The sequence below is a fragment of the Streptomyces sp. AcH 505 genome, from assembly GCF_000818175.1.
In the GTDB taxonomy this organism is placed as follows: Bacteria; Actinomycetota; Actinomycetes; order Streptomycetales; family Streptomycetaceae; genus Streptomyces.
Genome location: NZ_JTIY01000007.1, coordinates 1 through 18,683, shown reverse-complemented (window position 1 = coordinate 18,683; position 18,683 = coordinate 1). Strand labels below are relative to the sequence as shown.

Here is an 18,683-nt window from a genome sequence, read left to right as displayed (position 1 = left end):
CGATGCGCAAGCTTGTCATTACCGGCGCCGCGGGTTTAGTTGGCCAGAATCTCGTTGCACGCCTGAAGTCGCGTCGGGATCTCGAGCTTGTCGGAATCGACAAGCACGCAGCGAATATTAGGCTATTCAACCAGATACACCCGGAGGTTCGGATCATTGAGGCAGATCTCGCCCAGCTCGGCGAATGGTCGGATAGTCTCGCAGGCGCCGATACCGTGGTTATCAATCAAGCGCAGATCGGCGGATTATTCCAGCCGGAGTTCGAGGCGAATAATGTCACCGCGACGGCGCGGATTCTCGCGGCGATGCAGACGCACAACGTCCCATATTTCGTCGGGCTGTCGTCGTCGGTGGTCAATTCGTCAGCCGATGATTTTTATACACGATCAAAGACCGCGCAGGAGCGTTTGTTTGTCGAAAGCGGGGTGCCGCATGTCATCCTGAGGCCAACCTTGATGTTTGGTTGGTTTGATCGCAAGCATCTTGGCTGGCTACGTCGCTTCATGGATCGCACGCCGGTTTTTCCGATTCCAGGAAACGGAAACTTTATGCGTCAGCCCCTGTATGTCGGCGATCTCGTCTCGATTATCGTCGCGTCCATCGAGCAACGAAAAAGCGGTGTGTTCGATGTTTCAGGTCTCGAACAGATTTCTTATGGCAATCTGATCGGCATGATTCATGAGATTGTCAGACCACGGGCGCGAATCATCCATATTCCTTACGCGGCATTTTGGCTGCTGCTGTGGCTGTATGCACGGGTCGATCGAAACCCTCCGTTCACCACGGGACAGCTTGAAGCACTTGTGATTCCCGAAACATTTCCAGTGGTCGACTGGCCACGGGAGTTTAGCGTCGCATCGACGCCTCTGCGCAAGGCATTGACCGAAACGTTTCTCGATCCAGAATTTTCGTCCGTCACGTTGTCGTTCTAGGAGTTGTCCACCATGAGTCGGATTGTTGTGCTGGGGGCCGGGCCGATGGGCCTCGCAGCGGCGCAACGCGCTGCATCTCTAGGCCATCAGGTCGATCTGCTAGAGGCCGGTGATAAAGTTGGCGGCATGGCGGCGCACTTCGATTTCGACGGGCTCTCGATCGAGCGCTTTTATCATTTTGTCTGCAAATCAGACACTCCGACGTTTGCCCTCATGGAAGAGCTCGGTATCGCGGACAAAATGCGCTGGGTGAGCACCTCCATGGCCTACTATACTCATGGCAAAGTTCACAAATGGGGCGATCCGATCTCCCTGCTGCTGTACCCGGATCTGACGTTGATCGAGAAAATCCGAACCGGATTGCAGATGTTTCTGACGACCCGAACCGGGGACTTTAGTCGCATCGAGCATTTGACATCGAGACAGTGGATCGAAGCTGGTTCCGGCAAGTCGGTTTACGACAAAATGTGGAAACGATTGCAGGAGCTCAAATTCTATCAGTTTGCTGATCAGGTTTCTGCATCCTGGATCGCAACCCGGATTAAGCGCATCGGAAATTCTCGAAAATCCATTTTCCAGGAGCAACTGGGGTATATTGACGGTGGATCGGAGACCCTTGTAGAGGCCGTTGCCGATGATATCAGGCGCAAGGGAGGACTGATCCATCTGAATACGCCGGCCCACCGGGTCGCCATCAGAGGCGGCCGCGTCACTGCCGTTGAAACCGTCGGTAAGGAATATGCAGCCGATGCCGTGATTTCGACAGTTCCCATTCCACTGGTGAACAATCTGGTCCCGGATCTGCCGCAAGATTGGAAGGATAAGTATGCTGCGATCCGCAATATTGGCGTCGTTTGCTTGCTTTTCAAATTGCGAAAGTCGGTAACACCGCACTTCTGGTTGAATATCGTGGCGAACGATATCGACATTCCTGGCCTAATCGAGTTCTCCAATCTGCGTCCGGTTGGCGAAACCGTCGTCTATGTCCCCTACTACATGCCGATCTCGCAACCGAAATGGGCTTGGACTGACCAGCAATTCATCGACGAGGCCTTCACTTATATCAAGCGCGTCAATCCGGGCATTTGCGATGGAGATCTCATCGTCGCCAAGGTTGGACGGCTGCGTTACGCCCAACCGATTTGTGAGCCGAATTTTGCAGACAAGCTGCCACCGGTACAGACGCCGATTGGCGGGCTTCAAGTTGCCGATACCTGCTACTATTATCCGGAAGATCGGGGTATCGCCGAAAGCATTCGACTCGGGCGTCGCATGGCTGAAGGCGTGGCGATTTAGCGGCGGCACGGGCGAAAACAGGCGGGTTAGGTGGCCGATGGTTGATTGGATAATGCAACTGCTCCCGGCCGGGGGCGTTCTGAATCTGGCATCGTCGGCATGTCTCGCATTGATATTTTTTGTTGCCAGCTTTGTGTTCGTTCCCAGAACATTTCTCTGCCTCGGAGTTGGTGCGATCTTCGGACTTCCGGCGATTCTGATCATTCTTCCCAGCACGACCTTGGGTGGCATGCTCGCATTTCTCGCTGCGCGCTATCTCATTGCCGAACACGTGCAACGCTACGTCACTGCGCGCCCTCAGCTTCGCAGGATTGCCTCGGCGGTGGATGAAGAGGGGTGGCGGGTGGTTGCTCTGCTGCGCTTCGCGTCTCCGCTGCCGAATGCGCTTCAGAATTATATGTTCGGCTTGACGCAAATTCGACTTTTACCATTTGTCGTCGCTAGTTTTATTTTTACGATTCCGCAAATCGTCTTCTATGTGTATTTCGGATCAGCGGGGAGCGCAGCCCTGCGGGACGACGGGCTGCCAGTATTGAATCGCGTCCTCATCATCGCGGGGTTGACCTCCCTTGCCGTTGTGCTGGTGCTGGTCATCCGGCGTGTCAGACGCGATGGCCCTCTGACTCGATCGGCGATTGAGAAATGATGAAGTGGGCCTCTGCCAGAAGGGGAACGCGAGCGAAGAGGTCTGGCGATCTGGTCTTGAGGGGCGGTCGGTGAACTTGGAATTCTTCCGCTTTTTGCTTGCGGGAGGTGTCGCAGCCTTCTTCAATATTATGTCCCGCTGGCTCCTGTCTTCGGTAGTGCCGTTCGATGTTGCGGTTGTTGTCGCCTATCTGATCGGAATGGGGACCGCGTTTATCCTCACGCGGTCCTTCGTATTCGAACGGTCGGATCGTCACGTCAGAAGTGAGGCCCTGCGCTTCGCGCTTGTCAACATGCTCGCGCTTATACAGGTGTGGATCGTCAGCGTAGGATTGGCCGAATTCATTTTTCCGAGGGTTGGGTTCGTCTGGCATTCGGAGCTAATCGCGCACATCGTCGGCGTCCTGAGCCCGGTTGCCGTGAGCTATTTGGGACACAAGTACTTCACGTTTGAAAAGGTATTGAAATAACGCTGAGATTTTACGTTAGTCGCTATTTGTTCCTTGTTCAGTTTCTTGCTTAGATGAGCGATCTAGCACTTCAGGTGTCGTTTTTTTTGTTTGCTGCTGGGATCTCAAAACAGACAGTAGAATTGCGATCGACGCCATTGTTGCGGTCAAAGTTGAATAGTCAAAGTTTAGTCTCAATGCTCGCGACATGGGATCGGCGACCCAGACGATAGAATAGTAAAGCAAGCCAATGGCGCATATGGAAATTAAAGCGAAGCGGTTCGAATTGGCGACTGCGAAAGCGCCGGCGAATATGAGAAGTAAAATTGATCCATAAGGCAGTTGATGAACAATCGGCTGCGACAATGTAGTCAAAGTTGTGATGACTATGCCGAAAAATCCAACGGTCGCAGCCGCGGCCGCAATCCGCGATATCGAAGATGCCCAGATCAACAAGATCCCAAACATCGATATGCCGAGAGCCCGCGACAGCACAAAAAAATCTAAAACGCGCTGGCGTCCCAATGTGTCACTCTGGCTTAGCGCCATTTCGGGAAATGAGATGGCGGAGTTGTCGATACCCAGCAGGAGCTTGATGCTCGATATTTTTGCGGTCATCCACCCATCGAAACCAAGCGTTCTGTAGGTCTTCAACACGTCAGGCAGCATCCCTTGGCCCCGACTCTCGAAACCGAAATCTCCGGTTAATGCGTAGCGGAGTAGGACATCGCCGTTGGGCTGGTAGAGGTGTTGCCAGATGAACCATGGCGAAGCGAGCGCAACCGCGCACAGCGACGCGAAAGCGATGGTTCCGATTCCTGCGCCGAAGATCGCTGGGAGGAATGCAAAGAGAATAGGCACCAACGCGAATGCATTGCTGGCGTGGCTCAGAAAGGCGAAACAAGCTGAGATGGCAACGAGATGAAGCCATCTCGGTTCATCGTCGCTATAGAATGCGGCACTGAAGGCCAAAACTGCATAAGTCGCCCCGAGAATTTTGGGCCAAGTATAGACCGTATTGAACATGACGAATGGAGAGGTGAGCGTAACGAGTAGAAATATTGCAAGGTTTCGGCAGCCTGCTTTTTTTGCGAGCCACGTTAGCACCGCAGCCCACAAAGACAGGATCGTGATGCCGGCTGCCATATAGCCGATGGGAACAAACGTCGATCCCAAATAGGGGGCGAGACAAGCCAGTACTGTTGCTCGTGGAATTAGAAGGAGGTCTGTGAGCAAAGGCGTGCGGTCGGAGGCAAGCCAGGGGCCCCATACAATTTCCTGAGGTTTAGTTGCGTTGTAAAGACCTTCGGCGAACCAGAAAGGGAGCTGATTGTCTGAAGACCACCGCGCCGGACTGAACATCCCGTTGACCGCCCAACTGCCGCCTCCATTGTCGATGGTGGTTGTGAGCACTGAATACAAGATAGAAACGGCGAGCCAGACTAGGGCCGGCTTGGCGAGTACGTCCAATAGCCTAAAAAGATGCGATGGTTCTGTTCGGTAAATCCACCAGATGCGAGCTAGTACGGCAGTAAAAAGAAAGGCCATGGCGGCCGGGAAAAATCCACCGCTCAGGTTAATGAGACAAAAGGAGGCAACTCCGAAAACACCAATTCCGATCAAACTCCATGGCACGGGGTCTTTCGAAATCTTCCCCCTGGTTGCAAAGTCGGCAGCGATAAGGCCCACTATTGAAAGAACGGACCAAGTAAAAAATATTATCAGAAGCCGAGGCGCAAGCGCGGTGTTCGCAATATAAACCGATTGTGGGACGGAAAACGGCGTGCCGACTGCGATATATTGCTTATTTGAAGCTGCATTGGCGATAAGGCGTGCCTTCTTGCCGATGTAGCGCTTTGGCACTTCCAGATAGACCGTAGCCCACATATTGAGTGTTGCTATGGTCGCGACCTCTAATTCGTCGCCTCCCTCAATCTTCAGGTAAATTCGATCTTCTGGAGTTTCCCTCGGAAATCCTTGATACGGGATAGCTAGATAGGTCGGAAGCTGAAATTCTGATGTTGTCACGGAACCAATGGTCCCGCCGGTTTGGGGAGTCCATGACCTCCGGAATACTGCGTCAGCAGAGTTTCTGATTTGATGTGGAATCTCTTGATCGGTTGCTGGGGCCCTGTCGAATAGAGGAACGACTCCGGTTATCGTCCAACCATCTTTCCCAACGAGAGGCAAATAATTAGGGTTCTTATCCAGCGCCGACATTAACGGCAGAAGAGCCACGAACAAGAGAAGCAAAATTGCGATGTAATGGTTTTGCGACAGCGCTGCACTGAGACTTAGTTTATCTGGTGACCGATTCATTCAGACAACACCAATAGTTTTCAAATGAGGCGGGTTGCTACAGTGGCTGCGGTGCAGGGGACCACTGGGACGGATTGAATAGCCAGACAATATCCAGGAGATGCAAAGCTACGGAGGCAACGATACTCTGGCCGAGGGGTGGTAATATAGCCAAACCCTACAGGCCGTCCTTGGGTGACGTCTTTTTCGTTTTGAAACGCATCCTGCATGGGCCGGAAATCTACGACGAGCGCCGCCTCAGTAAAACGAGTGTTTGTAGGGGGTCTCCAGGAATACTTCGCGTGTCGATAACTTCGAGATTGGAAAAATGCGCTTTCAGCCAATCGATCGAGAACGAAGAATCGCCATAGGTGATGTCGCCGTCGATCGGTGAGCGGGTGTGCGGGCTAAAGGCAAATCTTCCTGCGTTATGGTCGACTAAGAGATGGTCGCGAGTCGCGGTGGTGATGCTTAGGTTAAAATCCCAGTATTGAGGTGGCCTAATGGTGATTGCTATTATGCCTGTACTGGCTTCGACCAACGCGGTTAGGCAAGCTCGCGTTGCCCGCTCGGAGAGGTGCGTAAACACGGAGAACGCGTACGTCAGATCGAATTTTTCCTCAAACGGGAGGCGGGTAGGCAGATAATCCGAGATGGCTAAATGACCGAGTATGTCGGCTTCCCTGCAAAGTCGAATTGATTCGTCCCATGGATCGCAACCATACAGGCGATCCGGATCAACATAGTAATAGAATGCGCGCAGGATGCGGCCATAGCCGCATCCAAAGTCTAGAACTCTGTTGACTGATTTCAGGTCAACTGTGCGAGACAGGAGATCGACAAAAGAGTTGGTCTGGCGGAGCAGCGCAATACCGTCATTTCCGGTCCAGTTTCGCTGGACTTCAGCGGAAGCCATTCTCGGCAAAATTCGAGAAATGTTCGGATAACGGACGTTGGGCAGGCTGATTAGTATCTCGCCGAATTGTTGCAGATTGAGTTGCCTTAGCAAAGCTAGCGTCTTCGTGGCATCTCCGCTTGCCGCGATCTCTTCAGCTTTGCCCAAGACTGCATCAACGTGTTTGTCCATTCGGTTCTAGCCCCACTCGTATTCGCCAGCCGTTGCTTAACACGTTTTACATGAACCTCAATTCAATCCCTCCCCTGAAACCGGAGTTCCGCGTCTCTTGTGGGCTCACGGTCTGCCATAAATCGGGCCGCCAAATTGTCGCAGTTTTTCGATTCCGCCAATTACTTGCTGCCGAACATCCGGGGTGTCGACATGGTAAAGAAATTTGATGTCCTTTTCTGTGACTATTGCTGGGGGCGCGTCGGAGCGTAAGTCGGCGCCGATCTGCTCGAGGTGCGCATATTGGCTTCGTAGATGAGCCATTCTCCAAGCCGTATTCTCGACGAAGGACTGAGCGTAAACTACGATCAGACTGCCTGCGACAATTAGTGCTGCTGGACCTCGAAGAAATCGAGAAATGACGATCCACGATAGAATGGGGATGGGGGCGGCGAGATATCCGTAGTGCATTTCAAGGCCAGGCTCCCACGCGCCGTGAGCCGATCGGCCAATGACGACCGAAAAGAAGAGCGTTATGTAAGCGGCAAGAGCGGCATATACCGCAAATTCGGATGGGGACTGCTTTTCGCGCTGGAGGGAACGAAGTGTTCGCTGGGCAGCGAAGCTGACGGCGGTAGAGATCAAGCCGACACACAGGGCGGCGCGCCACCAGCCACCATGAGAAGCGCTTACGATGAAGCTGGACTTGGAAAATTGGTAGATCCAGTCGAGCAGTTGTCCGCTTGGTGTCTGTGTCGGCGAAACAGATGCCGCAGACGGCGTCCATGTCACGAGAAGGAGAGCGCACAGTGCGAGAACAAGACCTGGACCGATGCACGCGGCGTTCTGTTTTTGGACAAATAGATAGAACAGCAGAAAACAGGCCGCAAGGCTGACGGCCAGTACAATGCCATTCATGCCTGATAGCGCGCAAACCAACATGGCCAAGGTTGCCGCCACGCGCGCCCTGTTCGAATTTTCAGATCTCTGAAAAAACAGAATAGCAACCAAGCTCGATGATACCGAAAGCAGGAACTGGGCACTGAAACCCCAGCCCATAAATCCGGTGCCGAAATTCAGCAGAACCATGGGAATAATGATGTCGCCTATGTGGCTTTTTCCGCGATAGTTGCGTGCAATTTCGGAGAGGCTGATGGACCCGATAACTCCGATCGCGAAATTGATCAGAACCAAAGAGCGGAAATCAAAATATGTCGCTCGAAGAGTGGTGTATTGGAGCAACTTCATCAGCGGAATTCGGTGATCGTTGTGAAGCGCGAGCACCCACTTCAGGGTGTTTGCCCAGCCGGTTCCCAGGACGCCGGCGTAGGTCCAGTCATCAGCGAACGGATAAGGATTTGAATAGGGATATATACGAAGCAGGAAGAACAAAAAAATGGCTGCAATGAAGAGATTGCTTATCACCTCAACGCGGACTTTAAAAATCATCTGTTCTGTTGCCGTTCGTGGAATGCAGTCAATCCGATGATAACGTTGAGCGAATGGACGCAATCTCTTAATGGCTTAGGTTAGACCAACATTCAAGCTTCAAGGTTAGATGGCCTCAAAACTTGGATTTATGGGTCCTTTGTCGACGATGGCCGAAACCCTGGATGTTGGCAAGGATTCGGACGCTAGGTTGAGGCAGGGGACGGATTCGTCAGTGTGAACTATTGGGGGCGCCCAAGGCCCTGTGCGCGATCATGATCCGTTCGCTCGATGTCGAGATGTCGGCACTTCGGGGCAGTCGATCCTGGGATGCAATCAGGGGTCATGGGGCGGTCTAGCGTGCGGGACTGGCTGGCGGCCTTTGGTCGTAGATGTTACCTTGCCCTTTTTGAGGCGCTTCGGAAACCGCTTCTCGCGGACGTTGCGCCCGGCTTTTTAGGGGGGCGAGGAGTAGAAATGCGGGTTATCGTCACGGGCGGCGCCGGCTTCATCGGCTCGGCGGTTTGCCGTCATTTCGTTCTCGATCTTGGCCATGATGTCGTGGTGGTCGACAAGTTGACTTATGCTGGAAATATGGACTCGCTTGAGCCTGTTGCTTCGAATCCGAAGTTCTCGTTCGAGAGGCACGACATTTGTGATGCCGATGCGATGAATCGAATTTTTTCACAGCATCAGCCGGACGCGGTTGTTCATCTTGCCGCTGAAAGCCATGTCGATCGCTCGATTTCCGGCTCGGACGTGTTTGTGAAAACAAATGTTGTCGGCACTTTCACGTTGCTCGAAGCTGCCCGTCGTTACCTCTCCTTGGCGGACAGGGCGCGCGCGAAGGATTTTCGGTTCGTTCACGTGTCAACGGATGAGGTTTACGGCTCGCTCGATGATGTGGGGCATTTCACGGAAACGACACCGTACGATCCGAGCTCGCCGTATTCGGCGACAAAGGCTGCGTCCGATCATCTCGCGAAAGCCTGGCACCGCACGTACGATCTGCCGGTCATCATTTCAAATTGCTCGAATAATTACGGCCCCTATCATTTTCCGGAAAAACTTATTCCGCTTGTCATTTTGAATGCGCTGGATCGGAAGGCTCTGCCGGTCTACGGCGATGGCTCCAATGTTCGCGATTGGCTTTATGTGGAAGATCACGCGCGCGCGCTGGGATTGATTCTCGCTCGTGGTCGCCCCGGTGAGAACTACAATATCGGGGGACGTAACGAGCGCCGGAATATCGATGTTGTTCGGCAAATCTGTTCATGCATGGACCGTTTGCGTCCGATCGAAAACTCGCACCACGATCTGATTCGGTTCGTGCCGGACCGACCAGGGCATGATCGGCGGTACGCCATCGATGCAACGAAATTGGAGAGCGAACTTGCCTGGCAAGCACAGGAGACGTTTGAGACGGGCATTGAAAAAACCGTGCAATGGTATCTCGACCGGGCCGACTGGTGGAGCCCGCTGCGAAGGCGGGTCTACAGTGGTGAGCGGCTCGGCTTGTTGAAGGCTTAGCCGGGGCTTAGGCCGCGAGTTGTACGAATTAATCCGTGTTTGTTTCAGCAGGAGTTGGGAGCCTTGAAGGGTATCATACTGGCAGGTGGCAGCGGAACGCGGCTTTATCCGATGACGCTTGTGGTGTCGAAACAGCTGTTGCCGGTGTACGACAAGCCAATGATCTACTACCCGCTGACGACGCTCATGCTGGCTGGAATTCGCGAGATCTTATTGATTTCAACCCCACAAGATCTGCCGCTTTTTCAGGCGTTGCTCGGTGACGGGCACCAATGGGGACTTGAAATCTCCTATGCGCGGCAGCCTCGCCCGGAAGGCCTCGCGCAGGCCTTCATCATCGGCGCCAAATTTGTCGAAGGAGATCGTTCCGCGCTTATTCTCGGCGACAATATCTTTTTTGGACACGGCTTGCCGGACTTACTTAAGCATGCGACGGCGCGCTCGCAGGGGGCCACAATATTCGCCTATCACGTCACCGACCCCGAGCGGTATGGTGTGGTGGCTTTCGATGGCGAAGGACGCGCCACCTCGATCGAAGAGAAGCCATCCGCGCCAAAATCCAGTTTTGCCGTGACGGGACTATATTTCTATGATGAGCATGTCGCAAACTTTGCCGCCGATATTCGTCCGTCTAGTCGCGGAGAACTTGAGATTACGGATTTGAACCGGATGTATTTGGAGCGCGGGCAGCTTGCGGTGGAACGCCTGGGGCGCGGGTTTACGTGGCTCGATACCGGCACGCCTGACAGTCTTCGCGACGCCGCCGATTTTGTCGCCACTCTTGAGCGTCGACAAGGTTTCCGTATTTCTTGCCCGGAAGAGGTTGCGTTTAATCAAGGCTATATCGACCGTGAGCAACTTCGGAAGCTTGGCATTGCTCTTGGAAAGAGCGACTATGGTCGTTATGTTTCCGGCCTCGCCGCCGAGACATGAAGCGTACCGATGGATGACCACTCCTCACAGTCGGACGAGTTGAAACGAGAGATTGTCAATCTCCGAGCGAAGTTGAATCTGGTGCTGGCGATGAGCAGCCATGCGGAAGCCGAGTGCAAGCGCCTTCAAAGCGAGCTGACGGAATTGCGCTCTTCGGTGAGTTGGCGAATGTCTATGCCAATACGAATTATTGATTCGTGGATAAAGAAGCTTCTTTCGTGAACGGCGTTGGGAATTCGATCGACGATGAACGTGTCGTGAGCGCGGATGAGCAAGGCGCAAGCGCTTTGCTTGTCTCCATTGTTATCTTGAATTGGAATCAAAGTGCCCTGACGATCGATTGTGTCAAGAGCGTACAGCAAGGCGTAGGCGGTCTTACCTGTGAGATTATCGTTGTTGATAACGGCAGTGCGGAGGCTGAATTCCAGTTGCTGGAGAAGCTTCCGCCCTCCGTGAGGTTGATCTCTCTTGCGGAGAACCTCTTCTTTGGGGAGGCGAATAATATCGGAGCCGAAGCTGCGCGCGCCGAGTATATTTTGCTGTTGAACAATGACGTGCTCCTCACGCAGGATGTGCTGGGAAAGCTCATTCACGTCTTCGATGATGCATATTTTCCGGGAGCAGTTGGGCCGCGATTTCTATATCCTGATGGAGCCGTGCAAGAGGCCGGTGCATTTATCCTGCAGAATGGTTGGACATTTCAGCAGGGGAAGAACGGCAGCCGGGTTGATGATCATTTCCGAACAGGAAATCATGCCGTCGACTATTGTTCTGCGGCCTGTTTGTTGCTCAGGAGGGACGTGTTTCTCAGCGTTGGCGGGTTCGATCCGTTGTTCGATCCCGCCTATTTCGAAGACGCTGATCTTGCATTGAGATTGAGGTCTGTCGGGCTATTTACCTATTTTTGCGCCGATGCGGATGTCTATCATCATGAGGGCGCAACATCCTCGAAGGTGTGGTCAGCTCCGGTGATGAACGATCTGGTAATAGGGAATCATCGCAAATTCTTTGACCGATGGCGTCCTTACCTTGAGACGCGTCTTGATTGTGATGCTGCGTTGCCTGATTTTCGGCCCTTGGTTCGGCGTCCAGATTCGACGGTGCAGGCGAGCGTTCAAAAGCGTATGCTGTTGTGTGCATCGGCCTTGTTCATGATGTCGACCGAGTGCGAGGATCTGCTGAAGATAGCTGCTGCGTCGGTGCGTGAATACGATATCACGTTTTCCGCATCGGAGGCGTGCAGCTTTGCTAGAATCTACTCGTTGTGTCGAAATTTCGGCATTGAATTGGTCAACTTTAAGGTGAAGCGATTTTCAACTGGTATGCTGACGGATTACGAGTGTGTTGTTTTTGGTGATGGCTGGGCACGGCATCCTGATGTGCCGAAATTAGTGCAAACTACTTCTGCGAAGAATGTCCTGTCTCGGTGCGGCTAGGGTTGGTCTTCGTGTTAAGCGCTGGTCGTCTTCGTTTTCACACCCGAGCGTGCCCCGTTCCGGCTGCATCTTTCTGTGAGTCCTTTCTTGCGGAGAGCCTTCTGTTGAGATTAAAACAACCGGATGTTGCGAGACGTCCTTAAACTGCTTCCTTCACCGATACGGCGAGGTTTAAGCCGGGTCAGACAATCGTATCGATTGCGATGCAATCTGCTTCGCTTGAAAAATGAACGGCCTTTTCGTTCATTTGATGGCGGCCACGTCGCGCTGGCCGGGGTTTTCAGTGCCGGCAGCGGGCTGGCTCGTGCTGCTGAACTGGCGGCGTTGACTCTCGAAAGCCGCGGTTCAAAAGTCACCCGTGTCGATCTGACAGCCTCGTTCGGATTGACGGTGCATCACCCGGATGAGCGCTGCATCCTGCCCGCGGATTGCGGCTCGCGCGACATCACCGACGTGCTGGTCGTGATGAACCCGGACCATCCATCGCTTTCGGCCTTCGATCGAAAGTGGCTGCTCGGTCGCACCATTATCGGTCACTGGATCTGGGAACTCGAGATTCTGCCGCGTCTGTGGGGCAAGGCTGCCGGCTCTTACGACGAGATCTGGGCCGGCACGGAATACAACCTGGACACGATTAGGACGAACCTGCTGGGCTTCGATCGGCCGTTGCGCTTGCTTCCCTATGCGATCGAGAAGGATCCGTTTCCGGCGATCAATCCGATGCGGCGCGATACGGTGCGCGTGCGAGAAGGTATCGCTTCCGATACATTCGTAGTCGGTTATTCTTTTTCTGTAGATTCCAATTATTACCGGAAAAACCCCGAAGATGCGGTCAAAGCATTTTTTCGAGCCTTTCCGGATGTGACCAATGTTCTGCTCATTTTGCGGTCGCATGATCTTGGCAATCGACCGCTCGAGCGCACTGCGCTTGAGAAGCTGGTCGGTGACGACAGCCGCATCAGGATTTACGACACGCACCATCGGCTCGGCATCCATGATTTCTATGCGGCTATCGACTGTTACATGTCGCCGTCACGCGCCGAAGGCTACGGTCTGAATCTCGTCGAGGCGGCTCAATCAGGTCTGCCTGTGGTCGCTGGTGGATGGCGGATCGCGCCGGAAATTCTCGCGCTGCCTAGCGTTCATACGGTTGGTTTCAAGATGGAAAGGGTGCACGATCCGCAAGGGCACTACGCCGGCATCAAGAGCGCGATGTGGTCTCGGCCCGACGTTCAGGAGCTGGCTGCGTTCCTCCAGATGACGCGCAACCGCTTCGCTGCGGCGCAGCCACGATGACCCACGGTGCATCTTGCCGACACGACCAACCATAGGCCTCGAAGCCGGAATGTTGCGCGGCCCGATGACGGGCATCGGCAACTATACGTTTCATATCGTTCGTGCATCGCTGGAATGCGACCCGTCGTTTCGCTACATGGGTTTCGGAGGATTGAACTGGCGCGAGATCGATCTGACATCGGTCCGGGGCGCGGCGACAGTGCGCGGCGACGACGATGATTTGCGATCGGCCGGCTCAGAGGCCTCTGCCATGGGACGCATCCGACATCGCGGGATCCAGGCCGCCATGCGCCTGTCCCATATTCGTCCCGTTCGCGCGCTGTACAGGACGACATATCGCCGGGGATTTGCTGCCTCGGTGCGCGGGTTACGCCTCGATTTGTTTCATGCCTTCAATTTTCGCCCTCCATCCGATCCCGGCGTGCCGGTGCTGCCCGTCGTGTACGACCTGTCCACGTTTCGGCATCCAGAGTTCCATCCGGCCGATCGCGTGCGATGGCTTGGCCCGGTTCAAAACATCGTTTCCCGCGCGCCGATGGTGCAAACCATTTCGAAGTTTAGCAAACGAGAGATCATGAGTGTGTTCGGCACCACGGCCGACAAGATCTTCGTCGCGCCGCCGGCAGCGGCCCCGCTCTACCGCGCGGTAGGGCGCAAGGAGACAGAGCGCGACCTCATTCCGTTCGGATTGCAATACGGAAGCTTCTTTTTGAGCGTCGGCACGCTTGAGCCGCGCAAGAATATCCGGACGTTGATCGCTGCGTATGCGCAGCTCTCGCCGACCGAGCGCCAGCTTTGTCCTCTGGTCATGGCCGGCGGCAAAGGGTGGGGCGATCTCGATCTGCCAGTGCAGGCAGAGGCGCTGCGCAGCGACGGCACATTGCGCTTTGTCAGCGGTGTCAGCAACCTCCAGCTGCGCAGCCTCTATGAAGGCGCGCGGCTCATGCTGATGCCGTCGCTGTACGAGGGCTTCGGCATGCCGGTGGTCGAGGCGCTGGCTTGCGGTACGGCTGTGGCGCACAGTGCCGAGACATCCATGGACGAAATCTCCGGCAGCTTCGGCCGCCGCGTGGCGGCGCTGAATGTCGACGGCTGGCGCGATGTTCTGCGCGAAGCCTCAGCCGTCCCTGACCATGATGACCTGGCGCGGCGGGAGGCCAGGATCGCGCAGGCAAGGCAATTCGACTGGGGCCGCAGCGCCGGTCTAGTTCTTGCCGCGTATCGCCGATTGATTCCCGGCTAGGGCAGACCTACATTCGAAATCGAGTTATTCTTGGATACCCCTTTTGCCCCTGAAAGGACAGTTTTTGCGGATCGGTGCGATCGACGGCTATGTGGCCAAGATGACCCTGACGTCGTTCCTGATCGTGCTGGTCTCGCTCACGGGCGTGATCTGGATCACGCAGGCGCTGCGCAACATCGATCTGATGACCGGCCAGGGCCAGACCATCCTGGTGTTCTTGGGGATTTCAGGCCTCATCATCCCGCTGTTGATCTCCATCATCGCGCCGATCGCGCTGCTGGTCGCCGTGATGTATGCGCTGAACAAGCTGGCGACCGACTCCGAGATCATCGTGATCAGCGCCGCGGGTATGCCGCCGGTGCGGCTGCTGCGGCCGTTTCTGCAGGCGACCATCATTGTCAGCTGCTTGGTCGCCTTCATCTCGCTGTATCTCGCGCCCGAATCCTTGCGCGCCCTGCGGCGCTGGAACACGCAACTCGGAGCCGACGTGTTGGCGAACGTGATCCAGCCCGGTCAGTTCATCAAGCTGGGCCAGCTCACCTTGCGCATCCAGGAGCGCCGTCCCGGCGGGGTGCTGGTCGGGGTGTTCATCGACGACAAGCGGGATCCATCCCAGCGGGTCAATATCGTGGCCGATCGCGGCACTGTCATCAAGAACGACCGCGGTTCGTTCATCATCCTGGAAGACGGCAACCTCCAGCGCTTCGAGGTCGGCAAGCGCGAGCCCGCGCTGGTCGCCTTCAAGAGCTATGCGTTCGACATGTCTCAGTTCTCGAGCGGCCCCCAGAGCGTCACCTACAACGTGACCGAGCGGTTGACGCCGGAGCTGATCTCGCCGGTGGCCGATGATCCCCTGTACGCGAAGTCGCCGGGTGAGTTTCGCGCAGAGTTTCACAATCGCATCTTCGCGCCGCTTTATCCGGTCATTTTTGCGCTGATGGCCTTTGCGTTTCTCGGAATGCCGCGCACCACGCGACAGAGCCGGAATTTCGCGATTTCGAGCCTGTTGCTGAGCATTCTGGTGGTGCGGATCGCAGGGTTTGCCTGTTCGACGATTTCGGTGAAACAACCGATCACCATTGTGATGCAATACGGAATGCTCGTGGTCGTCGGCGCGCTCTGTATCTGGAGCATCATCCGCAGCATCATGATCGAGGCGCCCGCGGGCCTGACCGAGGCGATCAACAGCTGGAGCCGGCGTCTGGTGCCGGCGAGGTTGCGCGGGACGCCCTGAGGACGATCGACTCTGACGGGCGACGAGCGGCGCCGTTACTGACTGCATTCCCGAAGAATGCCGATCGGGCCGCGACTGTTGCTCAGCAGGTAGGCAAAGAAGCCACGCTGGCTGGTGGTGCTCACCGGCGTCGTAAACTGCCCGAGATAGTCCACGCCCTCATAGAACGGCTGCACGCGATCGCGATCCGGGCAGGTGGTGACGAACAGGATCGGCTCCGCCGCCCGTGGTGTCAGGGGGTGGACCACGTCGAACTGCGGGCTGTCGCTCGTCCCCCAGGACAGGATTTTTTGCGGCTTGTCGCGCCAGTAGTAGCGCAGGGCGGCGATCTCGCCACGGGAATCGTCGGCGATGGTCGGCGTGCCCTGGGCTTCGGCGAGTTGTCCGACGCGCTCGGCGAAAGCGCGCCATCCCAGCGTTCGGTTGTAGGGATTGGGCGTCTTCAGGAACGGCAACTCAATGCGCGTCGCCATGGTGTCGGTGACCAGGACCGTCATTTGCAGGATCACGCCGAGGCCGAGGCTCGCATCAAGCCATCCGCGGCGGCCGGTGCGCAGCAGCAGCGCCGCTGTCAGAATCAGTCCCGAAATCGCCGATACCGAGGCCCAGTTGGCGTAGGCATGGACACCGATCGCGATGATGGTGATCAGCGCCACGGGCACGATGAAAAAGGCGATCATGATGCGATCCTGCTCGATCAGATCCTTCGAGCGCAACTTTACGGTTGCGGCGATCATGACTGCGAAAACGATCGGGCCGAATACACCGAACTGGGCGCCGAAGAATTCCAGCATCCGACTGATGCTCGGGCGAAATTCTTCACCGAGCACGAGGTCTCCGGTGTGCCGGAAGGTCATGAACGAGTTGCTGATGTTCCAGGCGACATTCGGCGCCACCACGATCGCGCCGATCAGCAGGCCAGCCCAGATGTGCGGCTCCCCGAGCACTTCCCTGGCGCGGCGGCTGGCAAGGGCTGCGAGAAGCATGCCCGGCACGAGATAGATCATCGCGTATTTCGACAGCAGGCCGAGCCCGATCGAGAGGCCGAGCACGATCGCCCAGCGCTTGCGCGGCGCGATCAGCAGGTGGACATAGGCCAACAGCGCCAGGCTCCAGAAGAACAGCAGCGGGACATCGGTCGAGATGATGCGTGATGAAAACACGATGCCGGTGGTCAGCGCGGTCAGCAGGGCGGCCCAGAATCCGGTCCGCTCGTCGTAGAGCAGGCGCGCGGTGAAATAGACGGCAAGGCTGGTCGCGCCATAGAACAGGGGCGCCGGCGCGCGGATGCACCATTCGGCATTGCCACAGACCTGGCGGGTCCCTGCCAGCAGCCAGGCCAGCAAGGGCGGCTTGGAGTAATAGCCGAACGCTAGGTCCTGCCCCCACATCCAGTATTGTGCTTCGTCATAGAACAAATCGACCACGGAGAAGACGAGGCCGGCCAGGCGCGAGACGGTGAGCGCGGCCAGGATGGCCATCAGCAGCGGGAGGGAGGAGGGCGGCCGTCCGGCTTCAGCGGCGGCCGCGCGTGCAATCCAGGAGGCCGGTTGGCTGTGGCGCTGCGGCTCTTCCGATGGTGGAACAATGGAGGCCATACGGATCACGTGTCTTTCAGGATGATGGATGGCAGCCCTGCGGCGCAACAAAGCGGTAGAGGTAGTTGAAGGTCTTGGCCTTATGGGTGCGCCGCAACGGCAGGGAGATGGTTTTCTCGTCCGATGTCGCCACACCCGGCAGGAACCGGGCCATGCGCTCGCCGATCCCGGGGATCGTATCGATGACGATGGCGCCGCGCGCCTGCAAGGCGCCGGGGTCGAACCAGGGTGCCCTTGTGATGTCGCGGTAGCTCAGCGCGGTGATGCCACGCCCGGCCTCGATTCCGACGCCGTAGGCCGCCTGACGGCCCCCCAGGACGTAGGCAGGCCCGCAGGGGTAGGTGCTGTGCCAGTCGGCGAGAATCGCACGGGCGGCGGCGGGGGTCGGCTCCTGCAGGCCGCTGTGGCTGGCGAAGGTGAGGTACAGCACGGTGATGACGGCCCCGGCGATGAGATAGACCGCTGCGATGGTCATGGTCACCCGCCGCTCGAACCAGGCGCGGCAGCCCTCATTCCATGCGACAAGGGGGGCGAGCGCCGGCACGGCCATCATGGCGTAGGGGGCATCGAACCGCCAGACGTAATCGAGCCCGGCGACCAGCAGCAGCGCCAGCAGCACGATCTGCATCGTCGCGTTCATCACCAGCAGGAAACGATAATCGTCGGAGCTCGCGCTGTCCGGGCTCCGCCGCAGGGCGAAAAATCCCTTCCAGAACCCGGTGGCGACGATCAGGGCGCCCGGCACGAGGCAAATAAAATAGCCGAGCAGATATTCGTACAGCCTGTTGATTTTGTCCGCGAAGCTGCTCGCACCATCGAAGTGCTCGATGCCCCAGGCGACGGCGCCATGGTTCTGGGCAACCGCGAGCGCGTGCGGGGCGACCAGCGCCAGGCCAATGATCAGGGCGAGATAGAAGCCCGGTCGCGTCGGAATGCTCCGAAACGCAGGAACGGTGAGCATGGCCACGGCCATCCCCATGAACAGCACGGCGGCGTTGTACTTGGTGAGCATGCCGATGGCGGACCAGACGCCGAGCGCGATCCAGTGTGTGAGCCGATCGGTGCGGCCGGCGCGCAGGCCATGAAACACGATGGCCGGCCACGGCGTCAGCTGCAGGATGTCGGCGTTGAGGGCGAACGAGAGCGGGGCGAACACCGTGTAGAGCGAGATGCCGAACAACCACGTGAACAGGGCCGCGTTGCCCGGCGCCGTCACCAGCCGCAGGATCGCGTAGAGATACGCCAGCCCCACGGTGAGCAGCAACTGGCCGGTCAGGATCATCGCGGCGGCTGATGGGC

16 protein-coding genes are annotated in these 18,683 nt (G+C 56.6%); 11 read left to right on the top strand and 5 right to left on the bottom strand.

The genetic code is table 11. From position 1 onward, the window contains the following. The first annotated feature begins 2 nt into the window (after positions 1–2). The 4 genes from HY68_RS41515 to HY68_RS37515 all read left to right on the top strand — a co-directional run bounded on the left by HY68_RS41515 (position 3) and on the right by HY68_RS37515 (position 3,343). Positions 3–932, top strand: coding sequence for an NAD-dependent epimerase/dehydratase family protein (locus HY68_RS41515; protein ID WP_078864191.1), 930 nt, complete (start codon positions 3–5; stop codon positions 930–932). A gap of 12 nt (positions 933–944) precedes the next feature. Further along, entirely contained in the window at positions 945–2,228 is a 1,284-nt protein-coding gene (locus tag HY68_RS41510) for an NAD(P)/FAD-dependent oxidoreductase (RefSeq protein WP_078864190.1), read from the top strand. A 37-nt stretch (positions 2,229–2,265) separates the two neighbouring features. Next, complete coding sequence (locus tag HY68_RS41505) at positions 2,266–2,874, top strand: VTT domain-containing protein (protein WP_078864189.1); 609 nt, start codon at positions 2,266–2,268, stop codon at positions 2,872–2,874. A 70-nt stretch (positions 2,875–2,944) separates the two neighbouring features. Then, on the top strand, positions 2,945–3,343 hold the full coding sequence (locus HY68_RS37515; protein ID WP_078864199.1) for a GtrA family protein: 399 nt from the start codon (positions 2,945–2,947) through the stop codon (positions 3,341–3,343). 15 nt (positions 3,344–3,358) lie between these two features. Here HY68_RS37515 and HY68_RS43235 read toward each other — a convergent pair whose 3' ends face one another. From HY68_RS43235 to HY68_RS43230, 3 genes are all read right to left on the bottom strand, one after another. Then, entirely contained in the window at positions 3,359–5,350 is a 1,992-nt protein-coding gene (locus HY68_RS43235) for a hypothetical protein (RefSeq protein WP_157874582.1), read from the bottom strand. Between the two features lie 511 nt (positions 5,351–5,861). Beyond that, entirely contained in the window at positions 5,862–6,707 is an 846-nt protein-coding gene (locus tag HY68_RS41500) for a class I SAM-dependent methyltransferase (protein ID WP_078864188.1), read from the bottom strand. A 105-nt stretch (positions 6,708–6,812) separates the two neighbouring features. Further along, positions 6,813–8,111, bottom strand: a complete 1,299-nt coding sequence (locus HY68_RS43230) for a hypothetical protein (RefSeq protein ID WP_157874581.1) — start codon at positions 8,109–8,111, stop codon at positions 6,813–6,815. Between the two features lie 480 nt (positions 8,112–8,591). Between HY68_RS43230 and rfbB the strand changes: the two genes are divergently transcribed. The 7 genes from rfbB (at position 8,592) to lptF (ending at position 15,786) form a co-directional block, all read left to right on the top strand. After that, complete coding sequence (gene rfbB, locus HY68_RS37505; RefSeq protein ID WP_042001708.1) at positions 8,592–9,644, top strand: dTDP-glucose 4,6-dehydratase; 1,053 nt, start codon at positions 8,592–8,594, stop codon at positions 9,642–9,644. 63 nt (positions 9,645–9,707) lie between these two features. Continuing rightward, positions 9,708–10,577, top strand: a complete 870-nt coding sequence (gene rfbA, locus HY68_RS39915; RefSeq protein WP_052457563.1) for a glucose-1-phosphate thymidylyltransferase RfbA — start codon at positions 9,708–9,710, stop codon at positions 10,575–10,577. A gap of 9 nt (positions 10,578–10,586) precedes the next feature. Next, entirely contained in the window at positions 10,587–10,799 is a 213-nt protein-coding gene (locus HY68_RS44485) for a hypothetical protein (protein ID WP_198533542.1), read from the top strand. Continuing rightward, a complete protein-coding gene (locus tag HY68_RS41495) occupies positions 10,775–12,013 on the top strand; it encodes a glycosyltransferase family 2 protein (protein WP_078864187.1) in 1,239 nt (412 codons plus the stop codon). The genes HY68_RS44485 and HY68_RS41495 overlap by 25 nt, the downstream gene beginning before the upstream one ends. A gap of 219 nt (positions 12,014–12,232) precedes the next feature. Beyond that, positions 12,233–13,309, top strand: a complete 1,077-nt coding sequence (locus HY68_RS37500) for a glycosyltransferase (protein WP_157874580.1) — start codon at positions 12,233–12,235, stop codon at positions 13,307–13,309. Between the two features lie 64 nt (positions 13,310–13,373). Further along, on the top strand, positions 13,374–14,552 hold the full coding sequence (locus tag HY68_RS37495; protein WP_042001740.1) for a glycosyltransferase family 1 protein: 1,179 nt from the start codon (positions 13,374–13,376) through the stop codon (positions 14,550–14,552). A 43-nt stretch (positions 14,553–14,595) separates the two neighbouring features. After that, entirely contained in the window at positions 14,596–15,786 is a 1,191-nt protein-coding gene (lptF, locus tag HY68_RS37490) for an LPS export ABC transporter permease LptF (protein ID WP_198533541.1), read from the top strand. Positions 15,787–15,821: 35 nt separating this feature from the next. Here lptF and HY68_RS37485 read toward each other — a convergent pair whose 3' ends face one another. Both HY68_RS37485 and HY68_RS37480 read right to left on the bottom strand, forming a co-directional pair. Further along, entirely contained in the window at positions 15,822–17,384 is a 1,563-nt protein-coding gene (locus HY68_RS37485; protein WP_157874579.1) for a glycosyltransferase family 39 protein, read from the bottom strand. A 16-nt stretch (positions 17,385–17,400) separates the two neighbouring features. Further along, positions 17,401–18,683, bottom strand: a 1,283-nt coding sequence (locus HY68_RS37480; protein WP_042001731.1) for a glycosyltransferase family 39 protein, incomplete at its 5' end; no start/stop codon positions are given.

Coding starts and splice junctions, on each gene's coding strand:
- HY68_RS41515 (WP_078864191.1), top strand. CDS start 3: ATGCGCAAGCTTGTCATTACCGGCGCCGCGGGTTTAGTTGGCCAGAAT.
- HY68_RS41510 (WP_078864190.1), top strand. CDS start 945: ATGAGTCGGATTGTTGTGCTGGGGGCCGGGCCGATGGGCCTCGCAGCG.
- HY68_RS41505 (WP_078864189.1), top strand. CDS start 2,266: ATGGTTGATTGGATAATGCAACTGCTCCCGGCCGGGGGCGTTCTGAAT.
- HY68_RS41500 (WP_078864188.1), bottom strand. CDS start 6,707: ATGGACAAACACGTTGATGCAGTCTTGGGCAAAGCTGAAGAGATCGCG.
- rfbB (WP_042001708.1), top strand. CDS start 8,592: ATGCGGGTTATCGTCACGGGCGGCGCCGGCTTCATCGGCTCGGCGGTT.
- HY68_RS44485 (WP_198533542.1), top strand. CDS start 10,587: ATGGATGACCACTCCTCACAGTCGGACGAGTTGAAACGAGAGATTGTC.
- HY68_RS37495 (WP_042001740.1), top strand. CDS start 13,374: ATGACGGGCATCGGCAACTATACGTTTCATATCGTTCGTGCATCGCTG.
- HY68_RS37485 (WP_157874579.1), bottom strand. CDS start 17,384: ATGGCCTCCATTGTTCCACCATCGGAAGAGCCGCAGCGCCACAGCCAA.